At 63.2% G+C, this 18,101-nt stretch carries 12 protein-coding genes and 1 pseudogene; 6 read left to right on the forward strand and 7 right to left on the reverse strand.

All coding sequences use genetic code 11. The features are described 5' to 3' along the window. Nucleotides 1–119 precede the first annotated feature (119 nt). From AB7C87_RS18535 to AB7C87_RS18555, 5 genes are all read right to left on the reverse strand, one after another. Entirely contained in the window at nucleotides 120–1,010 is an 891-nt protein-coding gene (locus tag AB7C87_RS18535) for an FAD binding domain-containing protein (protein WP_369730994.1), read from the reverse strand. Then, nucleotides 1,010–3,478 (reverse strand): xanthine dehydrogenase family protein molybdopterin-binding subunit, encoded by a 2,469-nt coding sequence (locus AB7C87_RS18540; protein WP_369730995.1) that lies wholly within the window; start codon nucleotides 3,476–3,478, stop codon nucleotides 1,010–1,012. Before AB7C87_RS18540 ends, AB7C87_RS18535 begins: the two co-directional genes overlap by 1 nt. Then, nucleotides 3,475–4,056: a (2Fe-2S)-binding protein gene (locus AB7C87_RS18545; protein WP_369730996.1), complete on the reverse strand. Its 582-nt coding sequence runs from the start codon at nucleotides 4,054–4,056 to the stop codon at nucleotides 3,475–3,477. Before AB7C87_RS18545 ends, AB7C87_RS18540 begins: the two co-directional genes overlap by 4 nt. Then, nucleotides 4,053–4,745 carry an SRPBCC family protein gene (locus tag AB7C87_RS18550; protein WP_369730997.1) on the reverse strand — a complete coding sequence of 231 codons (693 nt, stop codon included), beginning with the start codon at nucleotides 4,743–4,745 and terminating at the stop codon, nucleotides 4,053–4,055. Before AB7C87_RS18550 ends, AB7C87_RS18545 begins: the two co-directional genes overlap by 4 nt. 362 nt (nucleotides 4,746–5,107) lie before the next feature. After that, nucleotides 5,108–5,767, reverse strand: a complete 660-nt coding sequence (locus tag AB7C87_RS18555) for a hypothetical protein (protein ID WP_369730998.1) — start codon at nucleotides 5,765–5,767, stop codon at nucleotides 5,108–5,110. Nucleotides 5,768–6,286: 519 nt separating this feature from the next. Here AB7C87_RS18555 and AB7C87_RS18560 point away from each other — a divergent pair. The 3 genes and pseudogenes from AB7C87_RS18560 to rqcH all read left to right on the forward strand — a co-directional run bounded on the left by AB7C87_RS18560 (nucleotide 6,287) and on the right by rqcH (nucleotide 12,129). After that, nucleotides 6,287–8,785 (forward strand): annotated as a pseudogene (locus AB7C87_RS18560) (PAS domain-containing sensor histidine kinase). 691 nt (nucleotides 8,786–9,476) lie between these two features. Beyond that, nucleotides 9,477–9,899: a hypothetical protein gene (locus AB7C87_RS18565; protein ID WP_369730999.1), complete on the forward strand. Its 423-nt coding sequence runs from the start codon at nucleotides 9,477–9,479 to the stop codon at nucleotides 9,897–9,899. A gap of 73 nt (nucleotides 9,900–9,972) precedes the next feature. Continuing rightward, the gene (gene rqcH / locus AB7C87_RS18570) at nucleotides 9,973–12,129 is read left to right on the forward strand and encodes a ribosome rescue protein RqcH (protein ID WP_369731000.1); all 2,157 of its coding nucleotides are present in this window, start codon (nucleotides 9,973–9,975) and stop codon (nucleotides 12,127–12,129) included. A 177-nt stretch (nucleotides 12,130–12,306) separates the two neighbouring features. Here the strand turns inward: rqcH and AB7C87_RS18575 are convergent, their stop codons facing one another. After that, on the reverse strand, nucleotides 12,307–12,738 hold the full coding sequence (locus tag AB7C87_RS18575) for a DUF4870 domain-containing protein (protein WP_369731001.1): 432 nt from the start codon (nucleotides 12,736–12,738) through the stop codon (nucleotides 12,307–12,309). A gap of 230 nt (nucleotides 12,739–12,968) precedes the next feature. On the opposite strand from AB7C87_RS18575, the gene AB7C87_RS18580 reads away from it, so the two are divergent. Together AB7C87_RS18580 and AB7C87_RS18585 are read left to right on the forward strand one after the other, a co-directional pair. Then, complete coding sequence (locus AB7C87_RS18580) at nucleotides 12,969–14,036, forward strand: mRNA surveillance protein pelota (RefSeq protein ID WP_369731002.1); 1,068 nt, start codon at nucleotides 12,969–12,971, stop codon at nucleotides 14,034–14,036. Between the two features lie 27 nt (nucleotides 14,037–14,063). Further along, complete coding sequence (locus AB7C87_RS18585; protein ID WP_369731003.1) at nucleotides 14,064–14,435, forward strand: DUF5658 family protein; 372 nt, start codon at nucleotides 14,064–14,066, stop codon at nucleotides 14,433–14,435. A 117-nt stretch (nucleotides 14,436–14,552) separates the two neighbouring features. Here the strand turns inward: AB7C87_RS18585 and glpK are convergent, their stop codons facing one another. Beyond that, nucleotides 14,553–16,091, reverse strand: coding sequence for a glycerol kinase GlpK (gene glpK / locus AB7C87_RS18590; protein ID WP_369731004.1), 1,539 nt, complete (start codon nucleotides 16,089–16,091; stop codon nucleotides 14,553–14,555). A gap of 669 nt (nucleotides 16,092–16,760) precedes the next feature. Here glpK and AB7C87_RS18595 point away from each other — a divergent pair. Beyond that, a complete protein-coding gene (locus AB7C87_RS18595; protein WP_369731005.1) occupies nucleotides 16,761–17,987 on the forward strand; it encodes an MFS transporter in 1,227 nt (408 codons plus the stop codon). Nucleotides 17,988–18,101 lie beyond the last annotated feature (114 nt).

Here is an 18,101-nt window from a genome sequence, read left to right on the forward strand (position 1 = left end):
TATTTATTACATTCTCGAAATGTTAACCAAATCCGGTTTCTTATCGGGAAGGACATCGACAGGCGGGGTGGAAAACAGTTAACCTCGCGCGGACGGGTTCGATCCGTTCGTGATCCAAATCAGTCCGAACCAGCGAGTGCGGAGACTCGATCGGTCGCCGACTCGAGCGCCCGTTCGGTATAGACCTCCAGGAGTTGGGCGCGGAACTCGCCTGTCGCCTGCAGATCGTCCATCATGAGCGCAGTATCCAGGCCGTTGGCCGCGTGACTGGCGGCCACCGAGATCGTCTCCTCGTCGAGCGATTCGCCGACCAGGACCTCCTCGACCGGCTCGAGTCGTACGCCGTGGTCCATCGCGCCGTTCGCCCCGATTTTGGCCGAGGTGACGGTTCCGTCGTCGACCGTCAGTAGCGCCGCGATGCCGACCATCGCGTACCCCGAGGATGGACTCGCCTTCTTCGCGTAGGTGCCGACGGCATCGGACGCCGAGGGGATCTCGATCCGCGTGAGGATCTCGGCGGGACCGAGTTCCGTCGCGTACATTCCGTAGTAGAACTCCTCGGCCGGAACCGTCCGTTCCCCGTCCGGTCCGGCGACGACGAAACTCGCGTCCGAAACCAGCGCCGCGGCGGGGAGATCCGACGCCGGATCCGCGTGGGCGAGGTTGCCGCCGATCGTTCCACGATTGCGAACCTGGCGGTCCCCAACCTGTTCGAGGGCCGCGGCCAGCGCCGGTGCGTGATCGTGGACATCCGCAGTCGCGAGCAGGTCGCTGTAGCGATTCATCGCGCCGACCGAGAGGGTGTCGTCGTCGACGGCGATGCCGTGGAGTTCGTCGACGTCGCCGATGTCGATCACCACCTCCGGACTCGAGAGGCCGGTTTTCATCGCGGGGAGCAGGCTGTGGCCGCCGGCAAGCAGTTCGGTTTCGTTCGGTTCGTGTTCCTCGAGCAGATCGATCGCGTCAGCGACAGTTTCGGGTTCGCAGTACTCGAACTCGTCGGGGTACATCACCGATCACCTCCGTCGTCCACGGCGGCGTCCTGGTCGGTGGAGGTGTCGGAATCACCGGTTCCGCCGTCCGCCGCGGTCTGCCCCTCGACGGCGGACCACACTCGTTCGGCCGTCAACGGCATCTCGATGTGGTCGACCCCGAACGGCTCGAGAGCGTCCGTGACGGCGTTGACGACTGCCTGTGGGGCCGCGATCGTTCCGGCTTCGCCGACGCCTTTGACGCCGAGTGGATTGTGTGGACTCTCGGTTACGGTCGAATCGGTCTCCATCTCCGGGACGTGCATCGCTTTGGGGACGGCGTAGTCCTGCATCGACCCCGTCAGAAGCTGTGCGTTCGCGTCGTACTCCGCACCTTCGTAAAGCGCCTGGCCGATTCCCTGGGCGACGCCGCCGTGGACCTGTCCCTCGACGATTTTGGGGTTGATCTGGTTGCCGACGTCGTCGACGGCGACGTATCGCTCGAACTCGATCTCCCCCGATCTCGGATCGACCTCCACGACCGCGACGTGGGTTCCAAAGGGGAACACGAAGTTGTCCGGATCGTAGAACGAAGTGGCCTCGAGACCCGGCTCCATCCCGTCGGGGAGGTCGTGTGCGAGATACGACTGCTGGGCGACCGCCTTGATTCCGATCGAGCGGTCGGGTGCGCCGGTGATCCGAAACTCGCCGTCCTCGAACTCGATGTCGTCGGGCGCCGCCTCTAACTGGTGGGCCGCGATCTTGCGGCCCTTCTCGACGAGTTTCTGCGAACTTTCGACCAGCGAACTACCGCCGACCGCCGCCGACCGGGAGCCGTAGGTTCCCATTCCGTGTGGAATCTCGTCGGTATCGCCCTCGACGACCTCGATGTCCTCGTAGGGAATGCCGAGTTCGTTCGCGACGATCTGTGCGTACGTCGTCGCGTGGCCCTGTCCGTGCCCCGACGTGCCACAGTAGGCGGTGACGGTTCCTGACGGGTGGAACCGGACGAGACTCGACTCCCAGAGGCCGGCCTGTGCGCCGAGTTGGCCGGCGAGTTCGGACGGTGCGAGTCCGCAGGCCTCGATGTAACACGAGAATCCGACGCCGAGGTATCGCCCCTCCTCGCGGGCCTCTTCCTGGCGCTCGCGGAACGAGTCGTAGTCGACCATCTCGAGGGCCCGATCGAGCGTCTTCTCGTAGTCGCCACTGTCGTAGACGACGGCGACTTGCGTCTCGTAGGGAAAGGCGTCGTCGGGGACGAAGTTTCGGCGGCGGAACTCCGCGGGGTCCATCCCGACCTCCTCGGCGCCGAGTTTGGCGAGTCGCTCGATCAGAAACGACGCCTCCGGTCGGCCGGCACCCCGATAGGCGTCGACCGGCGGGACGTTCGTGAACGCGCCGGTCACCGTACAGTGGATCGCCGGAACGTCGTACTGTCCCGAGAGCAACGTCCCGTACAGATACGTCGGCACCGAGGGCGCGAACGTCGAGAGGTACGATCCCAGATTCGCCGTCGTATCGACGCGCAATCCGACGACGTTCCCGTCCTCCTCCATGGCCAGCTCGGCGGTCGTCCGATGGCCGCGTCCCTGGGCGTCGGTCTTGTACGTCTCGGTGCGGGTAGCGGTCCACTTGATCGGCCGCTCGAGATGTTTGGCGACCCACGCGACGAGTGCCTCCTCGGCGTAGTGGTGGATCTTGCTCCCGAAGCCGCCGCCGACGTCCGGGGCCTTGACCCGAAGCTTGTGTTCTGGATGTCCGATCACCCCCGACATGAGTAGACGGTGCAGGTGGGGGTTCTGGGAAGTCATAGAGACGTCCAGTTCGTTCGTCCCGGGATTGTAGTCGGCGACCGCGGCCCGCGGTTCCATCGCGTTCGGGATGAGCAACTGGTTCTCGAGGTCGATGCTCGCGGTGTGAGCCGCCGACTCGAACGCCCCCTCGGTCCGGTCGGCGTCGCCGATCTCCCAGTCGAAGGCGACGTTTCCCTCGGCGTCGTCGTGGATCGCTGGGGCCTCGTCCTCGAGTGCCTCGACTGGATCGGTAACCGCGTCGAGACGCTCGTAGTTGACGTCGATCGAATCGAGCGCATCGTGAGCGAGGTACCGATCCTCCGCGACGACGACGGCGATCGAATCGCCCTGATACCGGACGCGGTTGTCGGCCAGTATCGGGTGGTCGACCTGTCGAAGGCTCTCGAGGAGCCATCCGACCGGCAACGAGTACGAGCCGCCGCCAGGCGTCTCCTCGCGGTGGAGGTCGTCGTGGGTGTAGACGCCGACCACGCCCGCCATCTCTTCGGCTTCGCTCGTATCGACGTCTTCGATCCTCGCGTGGCCGTACTGACTCCGGAGGACGGCCATGTGGAGCAATCCCTGGCGCTGAATGTCGTCGGTGTACTCGGCGTCGCCGGTCAAAAGCGCGGGATCCTCTCGGCGCTCGATGGCCGATCCGAGGATGTCGGCCGCGTCGACCTCGTCCGGGTCGACGGAGTCGACGCTCATTTCGCCTCACCTCCGTCGTCCGGCCAGCGCACGTCGCCGGAACCACAGCCGGTGTCGCATCGATCCCCGAAATCGCCGGCCTCACACCCGCCGTCGGCGACGGCCTCGAAGCGCATCTCGTCGGCGGCGTTCTCGACGGCGTCGACGATGTTCTGATAACCCGTACACCGACAGAGGTTCCCCTCTAAGCCCTCGCGGATCTCTTCGCGATCCGGGTCGGGATTCTCCGCCAGGAGGTCGGTCGCGGCCATCATCATTCCGGGCGTACAGTAGCCACATTGGAGCCCGTGTTCTTCCTGAAAGCCGTCCTGAATCGGGTGAAACTCGCCGTTCTCGGCCAGCCCCTCGACGGTTTCGACCGCCGCGCCGTCGGCCTGGACCGCCAACACCGTACAGGATTTGACGGCGTCGCCGTCGAGGTGAACCGTACACGCGCCACACAGACTGCTCTCGCAGCCGACGTTCGTCCCGGTGTAACCGAGTTCGTCCCTGAGCGCGTGGACCAGAAGGGTCCGCGATTTCACCGCGAGTTCGTGATCTGTGCCGTTGACCGTCAACGTGATGTCGTGTTCAGTCATCTTTTGGTGTCCGTCGTGTCGCCATCCGAACGGCCGAGTACCCTGTCGACGAGCCCTCGGTCGTCGTCACTCGAGTCCGTTCCATCCGCGTTCGTTTCATCGGCGTTCGATTCCCCTGCATCGGTTCTCTCCTCGAGATCCGCGAGTTGGCGCTCCCGGAGCTGGTCCTGTACCGACGAGAAAAAGCGCTTGACGACCCGATTCGCGACCGGGTTGACGACGCGCTGGCCCATCTGGGCGATCTTGCCGAACACGTCGGCTTCGGTCTCCCACTCGACGGCGACGCCGTCTTCCGTTTCCGCGAGGCGCATCCCGGAGGCCATCTCGAAGGAGCTGTTGCTCGAGGTGCCCTCGCCGACGGCGGACATCGACGGGTAGTCCCGGTCATCGACCGTCACCACCGTCTCGAACGTCGGATTGACCGGCCCGACGCTGATCTGCATCAGCGCCGCGTACCGTTGATCTTCCTCGAACGCACGTTCGGCGATCGCCGCGGGATCGGCGTCCGGTTCGTCCGGCCAAGCGGACGCGTCATCGCGTAGTTCGTCAAAGTTGACGTCGCTCTCCTCGACCGGAACCAGAAACTGACACCCCGGTAACGACTGCTCGACCAACGCTGGATCCGAGAGCGCGAGCCATACCTCGTCGACGGTCGTTTCCTCGAGTTCGAACGTCCCACTGAATTCCATGGTGGTTCCGACTGGTACATGCCAGCCTGTGCCGTGGTACCCCAATGCACATAACTATAATACTTTGCATATTTGGTGATGGGTGCCGGAATTGAAACTAGATGTGTTTAATTCGACTCGCGTGTATAACCACAACAATACTGATTAGTTGACGTTTTTCCGGTCGATGAGCGACGGGGCACTCGCCACCGGGGACACTCGTTCGTCGACACTAACGGAAATGTGCGCAGAAATTCAGATTAACCGTGGAACGATCGGAAAACCGAGACGAGGGTCCGTCAGCGAGGTGCGCTGTAACGATCCACCAGTGAGACCGCAAGACGAGTCGGGGGCGCACCGGAACTGGGTTACAGCGATCGGTTTCAATCGATCGAAATCTCGAGTTCGAGCACACCGAGGTACGACGGCGCGTTGCCCCCGCTTGTTCGGAACTCGGTGGGCGTCGAGTCGACGTACCGGTAGAACTCCGACTGGTTCGCGGGGATCATCGTCGACCCGTCCTCGCGCTGGAGGAACGCGGGCGCGTTCGTCCGCTGGATCCGCTCGAGTTGGGTCCCCCAGTCTTCGCCGGCGTGAACGAAGACGCCGAACGAAAAGCGACCGGAGGATACCGCCTCGCGTTTGCTCGGGAACTGGTCTGCCTCCTCGACTTTGTACTCTTCGTCGCTCAGCCACGCGATCGCGGCGAGGCCCTCCGTCCGGAGGAGGTAGGCGTCCCACGTGAGGGTGTCGTCGAAGATCTCCCAGGCGTTTCGCGGCCCCACGGTGTCGACCTGGACGCTGAACGCGGGCCGGCCGCGCGAACCGGTCTGCTCGTGGACGAACGTCGCGTCCCAGCCGGGAACGCGGATCCCACGGTCGTGGTAGACGACACCGTCGGCCTCGAGATCGAGGTCGTTTTGCTCGTCGAGTTCCCGCAGAAAGTCGAGCACCGAGATGCCGCCGGCCTCCTCGAGCCCCTCGAAAAAGGCCGGGAGCTCGTAGACGTCGCGCCAGGGCCGGTAGCCGTCTGGCGTGCTCATCGTCGCCGGTCCCCTCCGTCCGTGTCGGTCGCTCGCGATCCAAGCGGTGGGTGCTCTACGACTCGAGCGGGAACCTCGTTCATACTCGATGCAAACGCGTCGGATCGGATTATACTGTCGCTGTGTCTCGAGGGGAACGCGAGACGGTCGACGGAAGCCCAGGCGTTCTGGATCGATCGGTCGTGGTCGGGTACGTATAGTAGCTACTGCAGGTCTTGCACACCTGATCGCCGGAGGAAGCAGCAATCAGTGTGTCATAGGGTCTGCTGTACGTCATTTCCGGTGTGACCGCGACGCGCCCTGCGGTCACACCGGCAAATCGTCACGGCATTCCGTATCAATCGTTGCAGTCGTTTCGGCGGCAATCGTCGAACCGATTTACCCGCACACTCGAGCGATCGGCGCGAACAGTGCCTGCCGCCGACCGCGAGCGAGAGCACAGAGGCGAAAAACGACTGATATCATACAGGTGGCGCTCTGAGCAAGCAACTTATCCGAATCGGGAGTGTCAATATATATATGAGCGAATGGGCCAGCTCTTCTGACATGGTGTTCTGGGGTGATGTAGACGACACCGAGGCCCTCCAACACTATCGTGCCCTCGTCGATACGATCGACGATGGGATCTATCGACTCGACGCCGACAGCCGCCTCGTCTCGGTCAACGACGCTATCGTCGAGACAACCGGATACGCCCGTGAGGAATTACTCGGCGAGCACGTGTCCGTGCTGTTCGGCGGCGACAGTACGACGATCTCACGCGAGATCGACCGCCTCCGATCAACCGCCACCGAACGAGGCGAGTTACTCGATCTCACCCTGGTGACTGCCGAAGGGAACCAGGTTCGCTGTGAAGTGCGGATGAACGTACTCGATGCGGATGATTCCGTACAGGGGGCCGTCGGAATCGTTCGCAAAATCGACGAACACGAGCGGACGGAAACGGAAGCCACCGAAGCGACCTTTCGTCGACTGTTCGAGAACGTCCCCGGCAACTATCTCATCGTCCAGCCCGAAGACTACGAAATCGTGGCCGTAAGCGATGCGTATCTGGACGCGACGATGACCGAGCGGGCGGAGATCATGGGAAAGACGTTGTTCGAGATCTTTCCGAACAACCCCGACAATCCGGCCGACGGCGTCGATAACCTGCGCGAGTCCCTCGAGAGAGTCGCGGAAGACGGGAAAGCGGACACCATGTCGGTGACGCACTATCCGATCCCCGACCGCGAGTCAGATAGCGACGAGTTCGAAGAGCGTTGGTGGAGTCCGATCAATTCGCCGGTGTTCGATGCGAGTGGCGAACTCGACTACATCGTCCACAGCGTCGAGGATATCACGCCGATCGTCCAGGAACTCCAGGCGGCCGGCGAACAGGGGCTGTTACAGGATCCAGACACGGCGCATTCACAGCTCGCATCGGACGTCGTGTTGCGCGGACAGGAGTTACTTCAACAGGCAAAACGAGAAGCGTACGAGCAACTACGCGAGAGCGAAGAACGCTTTCGCGCGTTGGTCACCACCACGTCGGACCTGGTGTTCAGTACGAACGCAGACTGGAGCGAGATACACGACTTAGAGGGGGAAGCGCTCCTCACTGACACCGACGAGCAGGGTGCGACGTGGATTGAAAAACACGTTCCACCCGAAGACCAGCCCCGCGTTCAGCAAACCATCGACGACGCTATTCGTACGAAAAGTAGCTTCGAGTTGGAACACCAGATCGTTCGTGAAGACGGCACAGTCGCCTGGATCATTTCGCGTGCAACACCGCTTCTAGATGAGGATGGCGACGTCACCAGATGGCTGGGGGCGGCGAACGACGTAACCGAGCGGGTCGAACGCGAGCGCCACCTCGAGGAGACGAAAGAGCGCCTGGAAGCGGCGACAGAAGCCGGCGCTGTCGGGACCTGGGAGTGGAACCCTTCCGACGACCAGTTGGTCACGGGTGCGTCGTTCGCCAAGAAGTTCGGGATCGATCCCGACGCGGCCGCCGAGGGCGTCTCGCTCGATGAGTTCGTCTCGGCTATCCACGACGACGATCGCGAGCGGGTCGAACGAAAGATCGAGGCCGCCATCGAATCGGGGGAGGAGTACCAAGACGAGTACCGCGTCTGGAACGACGACGGCGAACTCCGGTGGGTCGTCGCGCGCGGTCACGTCGAGTACGACGACGACGGCACTCCAGTATCGTTCCCCGGCGCGATGGCCGATATCACCGAGCGCAAGCGCTTCGAGCGACGACTCGAGGAATCCAACCAACGCCTCGAGCAGTTCGCCTACGCCGCCTCGCACGACCTCCAGGAGCCTCTCCGGATGGTCACGAGCTATCTCGAGTTGATCGAGCGCCGCTATGCGGACGAGTTCGACGAGGACGGCGAGGAATTCATCGAGTTCGCCATCGACGGTGCCGATCGGATGCGCAACATGATCGATGGACTGCTCGAATACTCCCGGGTCGAACGGCGTGGCGATCCCTTCGAGGCGATCGATCTGGACGCCGTTCTCGCCGACGTTCGCCGCGATCTCGAGATGCGGGTCGAAGAGACCGATGCCGAGATCACGGCCGAGTCGCTTCCTCGTGTCGAGGGAGATCCAGGGTAGTTGCGTCAGGTATTCCAGAACGTACTGTCGAACGCGATCGAGTACACTGACGACGACCCGCCACGGGTGGATATTTCGGCTGTGCGAAACGGTTCGGAGGTACTCGTCTCGGTTAGCGACGAGGGAAGCGGCATCGATCCGGACGACAGAGAGCGTGTCTTCGAGATATTCCAGAGCCTGCACGCAGGGGACGACCACTCGGGAACGGGGATCGGCCTCGCACTCTGTAAGCGCATTATCGAGCGCCACGGGGTTCGAGCGAGCGAAGCGAGCTCGAGCTCGGTAGGCTCGCGAAGCGAGTCTGCCGGCGGCGACATCTGGGTCGAATCTGATCCGGGAGAGGGCGCGACCGTCTCGTTTACGCTCCCTGCCGTACGCGGTGACGAGACGCCTTCGGCGTCTCGAAGCGCCTGACGCCGAGGAAATCGCCGGGGGCGTCTGCGAGTCGATCGAGGACGCCATAGAGCCGATCGAACAATCGTTCACAGAGATCTCTAGGGGGAACGCCTCGTCGTAACCCACTCGAGCGGGGACACGTCGGCTTCGGTCGTCCGGTCACGTCGCGCGCCGGACCATCTTCGAGCTGTCGACTGTCGTCTCCGTTCGTCGCTGTCGACGTCGGTTGCCTGTCCCCGATACCGATCTCAGAGACGGATTCTCGAGGAACTGACTTCGACGGTCTGTTCGGTGGCTGGGGCGGTCCATACCCTGCGTATCGACCGGTTCGCTCGAGGGAGGTGCCGAGACGAAAAACCGCTGTGTGATCGTGCCACCGGGGAGTAGCCACGCCCTCCCCAGCCGACTCGTTCGCTCACGCGCTCGCTCACTCGTCCCTCGCGCGACGGAAACGAGGCACTCTCGCGGTGCTCGAGCGCCTCGCAAGCACGCGCCCGATGTTCGGAACGTCGTAAGCACACGCCTGATGTTCGGAACCGTATGCATGCGCTCGATCTTCGGAACGTCACAAGCACACGCCCGATAATCGAGTCCACGCCACCGACTACGTCTCGTCGAATCGGAGCAGTCGGATCAGCGTCTGCGTCTTCTCTCTCCCGCGGTCGGTCCGAGGGACATGTATATAATCCTGAACCACGAACGTGACCTCGTGAATCAGTCCTCCACCGGGATCGACGTCGTCGGTGCCACCGACGACCAGTCATCCGCCCTCCGCGAGTTGGTGGTCGCCATCGCGCTCACGCCGCTTCTCCTCCTCCCAGAGCCCGCTCGAGCAGTCGTCTCGCTCGAGGCGACGCTCGCGGCCGTCGTCGTCGGGGTCGTGGTCGGTGTAATCGTAAGCGTCGCGCTCGACCCGGTCGAGATTCGACCGCAAAGCGACGCGGTGGCGGCGGTGGGCACGCTCGTGGCGATCGTCGTCGCCACCGCCTTCCTCTGGCTGGTGCTTCCTGTCGAGCATACGGGAACGTTCATCCAGTTCGTGATTGCGTTCCTCTGGGGGTCGTCGCTCACGTCTGTAACTCGCCACGTCGTCCGGCCCGCGCTTTCGGGCTCGCGAACCCCCGCGAAGTGACAGCCGTCGATCCGACGCCGACGCAGACCACCGGAGCGACACGTCTTTTTGACAGCGCCGGGCATGCTGTAGTATGGATCCAAAGCGGGAGCTTACGAGCGTCGACCTCGCCGCCCTCGTCGGGGAACTCGGCACCTACGAGGGGGCGAAAGTCGACAAGGCCTACCTCTACGGCGACGACCTCGTCAGGCTGAAGATGCGTGATTTCGACCGCGGGCGCGTCGAACTGATGCTCGAGGTCGGCGAGACGAAGCGGGCGCATACGGTCGCACCCGAGCGGGTACCCGACGCCCCCGGGCGCCCGCCACAGTTCGCGATGATGCTCCGGAACCGGCTGTCGGGTGCGGACTTCGTCGACGTCGAACAGTACGAGTTCGACCGCATCCTCGAGTTCGTCTTCGAGCGCGAGGACGGCGTCACGCGGATCATCGTCGAACTGTTCGGCCAGGGCAACGTCGCCGTCACCGACGGCGAGTACGAGGTGATCGACTCTTTGGAGACCGTCCGCCTCAAATCGAGAACCGTCGTTCCGGGCTCGCGATACGAGTTTCCCGAGACGCGGACGAACCCGCTGACCGTCTCCCGCGAGGCGTTCGGCCACGAGATGGAGGAGTCGGATACCGACGTCGTCCGCACGCTCGCGACCCAACTCAACTTCGGCGGCCTCTACGGCGAGGAGGTCTGTTCTCGCGCCGGCGTCGAGAAGGCGATGGATATCGCCGACGCCGACGAGGACATCTACGACCGTCTCTACGAAGCGACTGAACGGCTCGCACTCGACGTCCGAAATCGCAACTTCGAACCTCGACTCTACTTCGAGGACGACGAGGCTGGCGACGAAAACGAGGGTGAAGCGGGCGACGACTCGAGTCCCGACACCGTGGTCGACGTCACGCCGTTCCCGCTCGAGGAACACGCCGAACTCGCGGCCGAACCATACGACAGCTTTCTGTCGGCGCTCGACGATTACTTCTTCCGGCTGGAACTCGCCGACGAGGAAGAGCCAGATCCGACCGATCAGCGTCCCGACTTCGAAGAAGAGATCGCGAAGTACGAGCGGATCATCGAACAACAGGAGGGTGCGATCGAGGGCTTCGAACTGGAAGCCGAAGCGATGCGCGAGAAGGCCGAGTTGCTGTACGCCGAGTACGGATTGGTCGACGACATTCTTACGACGATCCAGGAGGCCCGCGCCCGGGACCGGCCGTGGGACGAGATCGAAGAGCGCTTCGAGGTCGGCAAGGAACGAGGCATCGAGGCCGCCGAGGCGGTCGTCGACCTCGACGGGAGCGAGGGAGTGGTGACGATCGACCTCGACGGCGACCGGATCGACCTCGTCGCCCGCGACGGCCTCGAGCAAAACGCCGACCGCCTCTACACCGAGGCCAAGCGCATCGCCGAAAAAAAGGAGGGCGCGCTCGCGGCCATCGAAGACACCCGCGAGGACCTAACGGACGCGAAAGGTCGCCGGGATCGGTGGGAAGCCGAGGACGACGGCGACGATGGGGCCGACGACGCCGACGAGGACGAAGACCGCGACTGGCTCGCCGAGCCCTCGGTTCCCATCAGGGAAAACGAGCCGTGGTTCGATCGGTTCCGCTGGTTTCACACCAGCGACGGCTATCTCGTGATCGGCGGGCGAAACGCCGACCAGAACGAGGAGTTGGTCAAGAAGTACCTCGAGCCGGGCGACAAAGTCCTCCATACGCAGGCCCACGGCGGTCCCGTCACCGTGTTGAAGGCGACCGATCCCAGCGAGGCCTCCTCGTCGGAGATCGAGTTACCGGAGACGAGTATCGAAGAGGCCGCCCAGTTCGCGGTGTCGTACGCCTCGGTCTGGAAGGACGGCCGGTACGCTGGCGACGTCTACGCCGTCGACTCCGATCAGGTGACGAAGACGCCCGAAAGCGGCGAGTATCTCGAGAAAGGCGGGTTCGCCATCCGTGGCGACCGAACCTACTACGACGATACGCCGGTCGGCGTCACGGTTGGGATCCAGTGTGAGCCGTACACTCGCGTGATCGGCGGCCCGCCCTCGGCCATCGAGGGGCAGGCGGCGACGACGATCGAACTCGAGCCGGGTCGGTACGCCCAGGCTGACGCGGCAAAGCGCCTCTATCGCGAATTCCGCGAACGGTTCGCCGACGAGTCGTTCGTCCGGAAGATCGCGAGTCCGGATCGAATCCAGCACTTCATGCCGCCGGGTGGGAGTCGTATCGCCGAGGAGTGAGCCAAATTGCTGTCCATCGTGCTTGTCGTGCGGATCTTCCGATATTTCTGTGAACGACTCGTGAGTGTCTCGTCACGGTCTCGGTTCCGGTAGACGTCGTGACTTGACCGCAAAGTGCCTCGGGTGACCCGGCGTTGGCGGTTAGCGGCCGACCAGGAAAACGCGTCGAATTCGGCGTTAGAGCAGGTGTTTTTCGGCGATCGACGTCACGAGCGGTAGCGAGACCGCCTCGCCCTGGTAGGCTTTGGCGACGATGTACAGCCAGATCAGGAACGCGGCGAGCCACACCATGAGCATAATAATCGCGTCGATTACGCCGACGAGAATCGTCAACAGGGGGCCGATGATAGGGACTTCACCGACCACTACGCTGATCACGAACGAGATGGTCCAGAGGGTAGCGTAGACGGCGATCACGAGCAGTCCGAAGACGATGCTCTGGGCGGCGTGATAGCGTGCGAACCCGTTGTCCTCCTCGAGCGCGTAGACGAGGACGCCACAGACCGGCGCAAAGAGATAGGCGATCATCGCGACGACGTTTCCGTCGGGCCCGAGACTCGTCTCGTTCGACGCTGACGATTCGACTGCGGTGACGTTTTCAGTCGCCATATTCGCTGGATTTTATTCGGATCGTTATAATTCATACCATCCACGTATCAGGATTCGGTACGGAAGACGCCACAACAATGCCGGAGAGGAGACCATCTCAGGCGACGCGTCGGACGGTCTGGCGTCGTCGTTCCGCGAGGCGTCTCTCGTAGCGGATCTGCGCTCTCGCGGAAGATCGGTACGACGAGGCCGATCAAAGCACACTTTTGTCGTCTCCACCGAGTGAGCGTATGCAGATCAAAGACCGGGAGCAGGTCGAGGGCGGTCGTGAGCGGGTGACGGTCGTCCCCGAGAGCGTCGACGACCTCTGGCACCTCCAGTACGTCTTAGAGCCCGGCGATCGGGTCGCGGGCGATACGACCCGGCGGATCCAGCGCAACGACGATCAGATGCGCGATACGGGCGGCGAGCGCGAGCACATGTGGGTCGCTATCGCCGTCGACGATATCGAGTTTCACAAGTTCGCCAACCGCCTCCGAGTCGGCGGCGAGATCGTCGCCTGCTCGCGCGAGGATCAACTCGGCTTTCATCACACCCTGAACGTCGAAGAGCGCGAGGAACTCTCCATCGAGAAGTGGTTCAAGCCGGACCAGGAGGCTCGCCTCGAGGAGGCCGAGGAAGCCACGGAAAACCCCGATGTCGCCATCGCAACCGTCGAGGAGGGCCAGGCACACGTCCACACGGTTGCCCAGTACGGCACCGAAGAGCGCGCGGCGATCACCGGTCCGACCGGCAAGGGTGAGTACGCCCGCGAGCGCTCCGAACTGTTCGCCGAACTCGGCGACGTGCTCAAACGCCAGGACGCCGACGCGATCATCCTCGCCGGTCCCGGCTTTACGAAACAGGACGCAAAGAAGTACATCGAGAACAACGCTCCTGAGGTCGCCGAGAAGCTCACGATGGTCGATACAGCAGCCGTTGGCGACCGCGGGGTTCACGAGGTCCTGAAACGTGGAGCCGTCGCGGATGTCCAACAGGAGACGCGCATCGAGAGCGAGGCCGAGTACATCGACGAACTCACAAAGCGCATGGCACAGGGCGCGAAAGCCGCCTACGGCCCCGAGCAGGTCCAGCAAGCCGCAGAGTTCGGAGCCATCGAGCGCCTACTCGTTCTGGACGACCGCCTGCGAAAAGAGCGCGGCCCCGAGGGCGAGTGGGCCATCAACATCGACGATCTCGTCCGCACAACGGAGCAAAAAGGCGGCGACGTCACCGTCTTCTCGAGTGAGTTCCCGCCCGGCCAACAGCTCTCGAATCTCGGCGGAATCGCGGCGCTGTTGCGCTACCGACTCGAGTGAGCCGTGATCGCCGCGATCTCCTCCAGCTTGGGACCAACCGTCGCGATCTCCTCGAGCGTGGGTCCACTCGTCACGATTCCGTCGGTCACGCACGTCTCCTGGTCGTCGATCCTCTGGGCGCTGGCGGTCCTCCTCTACGGCGTCGGCGACCTCGTCACGACGATGGTCGGTCTGGGCCGTGACGGCGTCGTGGAGGGGAACGCGGGTGCGCGGTTCGTCCTCGGCGATCCGCCGTCGTGGGTGCGATTCGCCGTCTTCAAGGCGGTTCTTCTGTCGGGATGTTACGGCGGCTACCTCCTGCTCGAGGGGTATCGGATCCGACCCGCGATTCCGGCAGGAATCGCGGCGATCGGGCTGTACGCGGTCGTCACCAACGTTCGGGTTCTCGGTACGTTCTGATACGGTTGCGGGACGTCAGTTCCGGCGCAACTGCTCTAGGTCGCGGTAGCGCCGGTAAATCGTTACCACAAACCGCATGGGACGGACGCTGTGGCGGTACACGTACAGCAGTCAGCCTCAATGCTCGTCTCGAGCCCATCCGCGTGCACACTCGACGGCGTCGATCCAGCGCTCGTGATGGCGATCGGCGACGTCCGAATCCATCTCTGGTTCGAACTCCCGATCGACCCGCCAGTTGTCGCGCAGTTGCTCGAGATCCTCCCAGTAGCCGACGGCGAGACCGGCGGCATAGGCCGCGCCGAGGGCGGTGGTCTCGTCGACGACCGGACGGACGATCCGCGATCCGATCACGTCCGATTGCAACTGACAGAGGAAGTTGTTCTTGACCGCGCCGCCGTCGACTTTCAGGGTCGTCATTTCGATGCCCGAGTCGCCTTCCATCGCCTCGGCGACGTCGCGGGTCTGGTAGGCGATCGCTTCGAGAGTCGCACGGACGATGTGTTCCCGACGGGTGCCACGGGTCATTCCGACGATCGTGCCGCGGGCGCGTTGATCCCAGTGAGGTGCGCCGAGCCCGGTGAATGCGGGGACGACGTAGACGCCGTCGGTCGAGTCGACGCTCCTGGCGAGTTCGGCGGTCTCGCCGGGATCGTCGATCAGTGAGACGTCCTCGAGCCACTCGATGGCCGCGCCGGTGACGAAGATCGAGCCCTCGAGGGCGTACTGGACGTCCTCGCCGGAGCGCTGGTAGCCGATCGTCGTCAGCAGGCCGTGGTCGCTCTCGACCGCGTCACTGCCGGTGTTCATCAAAAAAAAGGAGCCGGTGCCGTAGGTGTTTTTCGCGTCGCCGGCATCGAAACAGGTCTGGCCGAACAGGGCCGCCTGCTGGTCGCCGAGCGCGCCGGCGACTGGAATTTCGGCCTCGAGGAAGCCGTCGGGATCGGTCGTCCCGTACGTCTCTTCGTCGCTCGAGGGACGAACGTCGGGGAGCATCGCTTTGGGGATCGAGAACTCCTCGAGGAGGTCGTCGTCCCACTCGAGGTCGTGGATGTTGTAGAGCATGGTCCGCGAGGCGTTCGTGACCTCGGTGACGTGCTCGCCGGTGAGGTTGTAGATCAGCCAGCTGTCGATCGTCCCGAACAGGATATCGCCCGCCTCCGCGCGATCACGGACGTCTGCTGGCCGGGCGCGTTCCATCTTGATCGGATCGGCCTCCTCGAGCAACCACTCGGCTTTGGTCGCCGAGAAGTAGGCGTCGGGCTCGAGGCCGGTTTTGTCGCGGATGACGTCGACGGTGCCGTTCCCCTCGAGATTCTCGATCCGTTCGGTCGTTCGTCGATCCTGCCAGACGATGGCGTTGTAGACCGGCGTTCCCGATTCGGCGTCCCACAGGAGCGTGGTTTCACGCTGGTTCGTGACGCCGATCGCCGCGAGCTGTTCCGGCCCGATTTCGGCCCATCCCAGCGCCTGCTTGATTACCTCCTTCGTGTTTTCCCAGATCTCCATCGGGTCGTGTTCGACCCACCCGGGCTCGGGATAGTACTGGGCGTGTTTCTCGTAGGCGTTTGCGACGACCTCCCCGTCGTGATCGAAGACGATGAACCGAGTGCCAGTGGTTCCCTGGTCGATCGCACCGACGTACGTCTCGACCGTCATCGAAGCCACCACAACCCGTGTCGTGTGCACTCTTTACTCGCGATCATGTACCAGCAGTAAATACGCGGGACAATCGTCATAAACGTTGCCGAACCTGTAACAGGTACTCGACCGAACGAGTGGCTCCGTACGTTCCGTCTCGTCTGGATCGGGGCCTGAAACTCGTCGCCGGCGGCCATTCGTCGGCGTCTAGGGGCGGCGGGGCGGTCAGGGTCGGAAACGCGGCGCGTCTCATCGACTCCTGTCGCGGTCGGCGGGTGTGTCTCGATTTCCGGAGGCCAAAGGATTTAACCACTGTATTCTGCACATATTCTGCAATGGTGACGGGAGTAGACGAGCAACGCTGGTTCGTAACGACCTGTTGCCGTATCAGGGCAAGACGTTACGTTCGACCGGCTGATGACGGCGATTCGACGACCCGTTCACGACGGTTCGCTTGCTATGACGTTTGTTTGATATCAGGTACCGAAAGGGACGAGCGAACGACCGTTGCACGTCACACCACGTCGGCTCGAGGGGCACGGGGAACGGCCGGTTCGGGCGCCGACGGCGAAACTCGATCGCGCTACTCACCGTCCGGTTCGACACTCACTCGCTTGCCGACCGCCGCTCGGCTCGGCGCTCGAGCGCTGTAACTCGAGCGAGTTCGTCCGCTTCACTCCATCTCCAATGAAATCCGAGTACGATCACGGTGAGACCACGCCCTCGGGCTACCGGCGGGTACTTTCGAATCCGCAGTTCGGGCTAATACTGGCGATAACCTTCGTCGGGATGCTGGAAGCGGCGCTTGCACCCGCACTTCCGGCGATCGCGGACGCGTTGAACGTAACCGACGCGCGAGTGGGACTCCTGATCACGTTCTTCAAGATCCCCTCGATTCTGGTTGTTCCGGTGGCGGCGATCGTCGCGGACCGATACGGGCGTCGCGTCGTTATCCTCCCCTCGCTCGCGTTGTTCGGGGTGGCAGGGACGGCGATGTTCTTCGTGGAAACGTTCGCCCTCTTGCTCGCGATGGCGACCGTGATGGGCATCGGCGCCGCGGCGATCTTCCCGATCACCGTGACGATGCTCGGCGACATCTACTCCGGATCGGCGAACGCGACCGCACAGGGGTTTCGAGTCGCGATTGTCGGCATCGCCGCGGTTTCGATTCCGACGCTCAGCGGGTACTTGTCCGGACTGTCCTGGAACTATCCGTTCGCGCTGTTCGCGCTCGCGTTTCCGGCCATCGTCCTGACGTCGCTTTACCTTCGAGAAACGATCGAGCCGTCGACGTCGGCGGACGGGGTGTCTCGGCTGACGCGTCAGTACAGCGGTGCGATACGGTCCGAACTGCTGGATCCGAACGTACGAATACTGGTCCTCGGTGGCTTCGTTCGGGGGTTCGTCCGCTACGGCGTGTTGACGTTTATTCCACTGTTCGCCGTTCGCGTTCTCGATGCATCGTTGTTCGAGGCGGGTGCGTTGTTGGCGGTACGGGGTTTCGCGTACGTCTTCGTCTCGCCGGTGTCGGGTTCTATCGTGGGCCGTATCGGGCGAAAGCGGGCACTGATCGTGGCCATGCTCGTCAGTACGACCGCGCTCGTCGTGATCCCCTTCTCCCCGACCTTGCTAATCCTCGCTATCGCCGTGTTCGCGTATTTCACCGGCGACGCCCTGTTCGACCCGGTGATGAAAGGCGCCGTCACCACCATCGGGGACGCCGATTACCTCGCGGGCGTCGTCAACACGCTGTACGTTCTGAAACGCACCGGACAGACCGTCTCACCGGCGATCTTCGGATTCGTTCTGATGCTGTTCGGGTACGAGACTCTGTTCATCGTCGCTGGTGCGATCGTGTTCGCCTATCTCGTTGCCTTCCGGACGACGTTTTCGGCGAGTCCGCGTCCACCCTGATTCGGTCTGCTGGCCGTCAGTTCCAGCGCAACCGCGATCCCGACGGTGTCGCGCCGGTACGTCGGTACAGTAACCCGTCCGACACGGGATTAGTGGTCGTCTCGAGTATCCCCG

This window comes from Natrarchaeobius versutus, assembly GCF_041205745.1.
Classification (GTDB): domain Archaea; phylum Halobacteriota; class Halobacteria; order Halobacteriales; family Natrialbaceae; genus Natrarchaeobius; species Natrarchaeobius versutus.

What these genes read in the sequence shown, in the direction of transcription:
- AB7C87_RS18550 (WP_369730997.1), bottom strand. Translation starts at nt 4,745, where the DNA reads ATGGAATTCAGTGGGACGTTCGAACTCGAGGAAACGACCGTCGACGAG.
- glpK (WP_369731004.1), bottom strand. Translation starts at nt 16,091, where the DNA reads ATGACGGTCGAGACGTACGTCGGTGCGATCGACCAGGGAACCACTGGC.
- AB7C87_RS18575 (WP_369731001.1), bottom strand. Translation starts at nt 12,738, where the DNA reads ATGGCGACTGAAAACGTCACCGCAGTCGAATCGTCAGCGTCGAACGAG.
- AB7C87_RS18545 (WP_369730996.1), bottom strand. Translation starts at nt 4,056, where the DNA reads ATGACTGAACACGACATCACGTTGACGGTCAACGGCACAGATCACGAA.
- AB7C87_RS18535 (WP_369730994.1), bottom strand. Translation starts at nt 1,010, where the DNA reads ATGTACCCCGACGAGTTCGAGTACTGCGAACCCGAAACTGTCGCTGAC.
- AB7C87_RS18580 (WP_369731002.1), top strand. Translation starts at nt 12,969, where the DNA reads ATGCAGATCAAAGACCGGGAGCAGGTCGAGGGCGGTCGTGAGCGGGTG.
- rqcH (WP_369731000.1), top strand. Translation starts at nt 9,973, where the DNA reads ATGGATCCAAAGCGGGAGCTTACGAGCGTCGACCTCGCCGCCCTCGTC.
- AB7C87_RS18555 (WP_369730998.1), bottom strand. Translation starts at nt 5,767, where the DNA reads ATGAGCACGCCAGACGGCTACCGGCCCTGGCGCGACGTCTACGAGCTC.
- AB7C87_RS18540 (WP_369730995.1), bottom strand. Translation starts at nt 3,478, where the DNA reads ATGAGCGTCGACTCCGTCGACCCGGACGAGGTCGACGCGGCCGACATC.
- AB7C87_RS18595 (WP_369731005.1), top strand. Translation starts at nt 16,761, where the DNA reads ATGAAATCCGAGTACGATCACGGTGAGACCACGCCCTCGGGCTACCGG.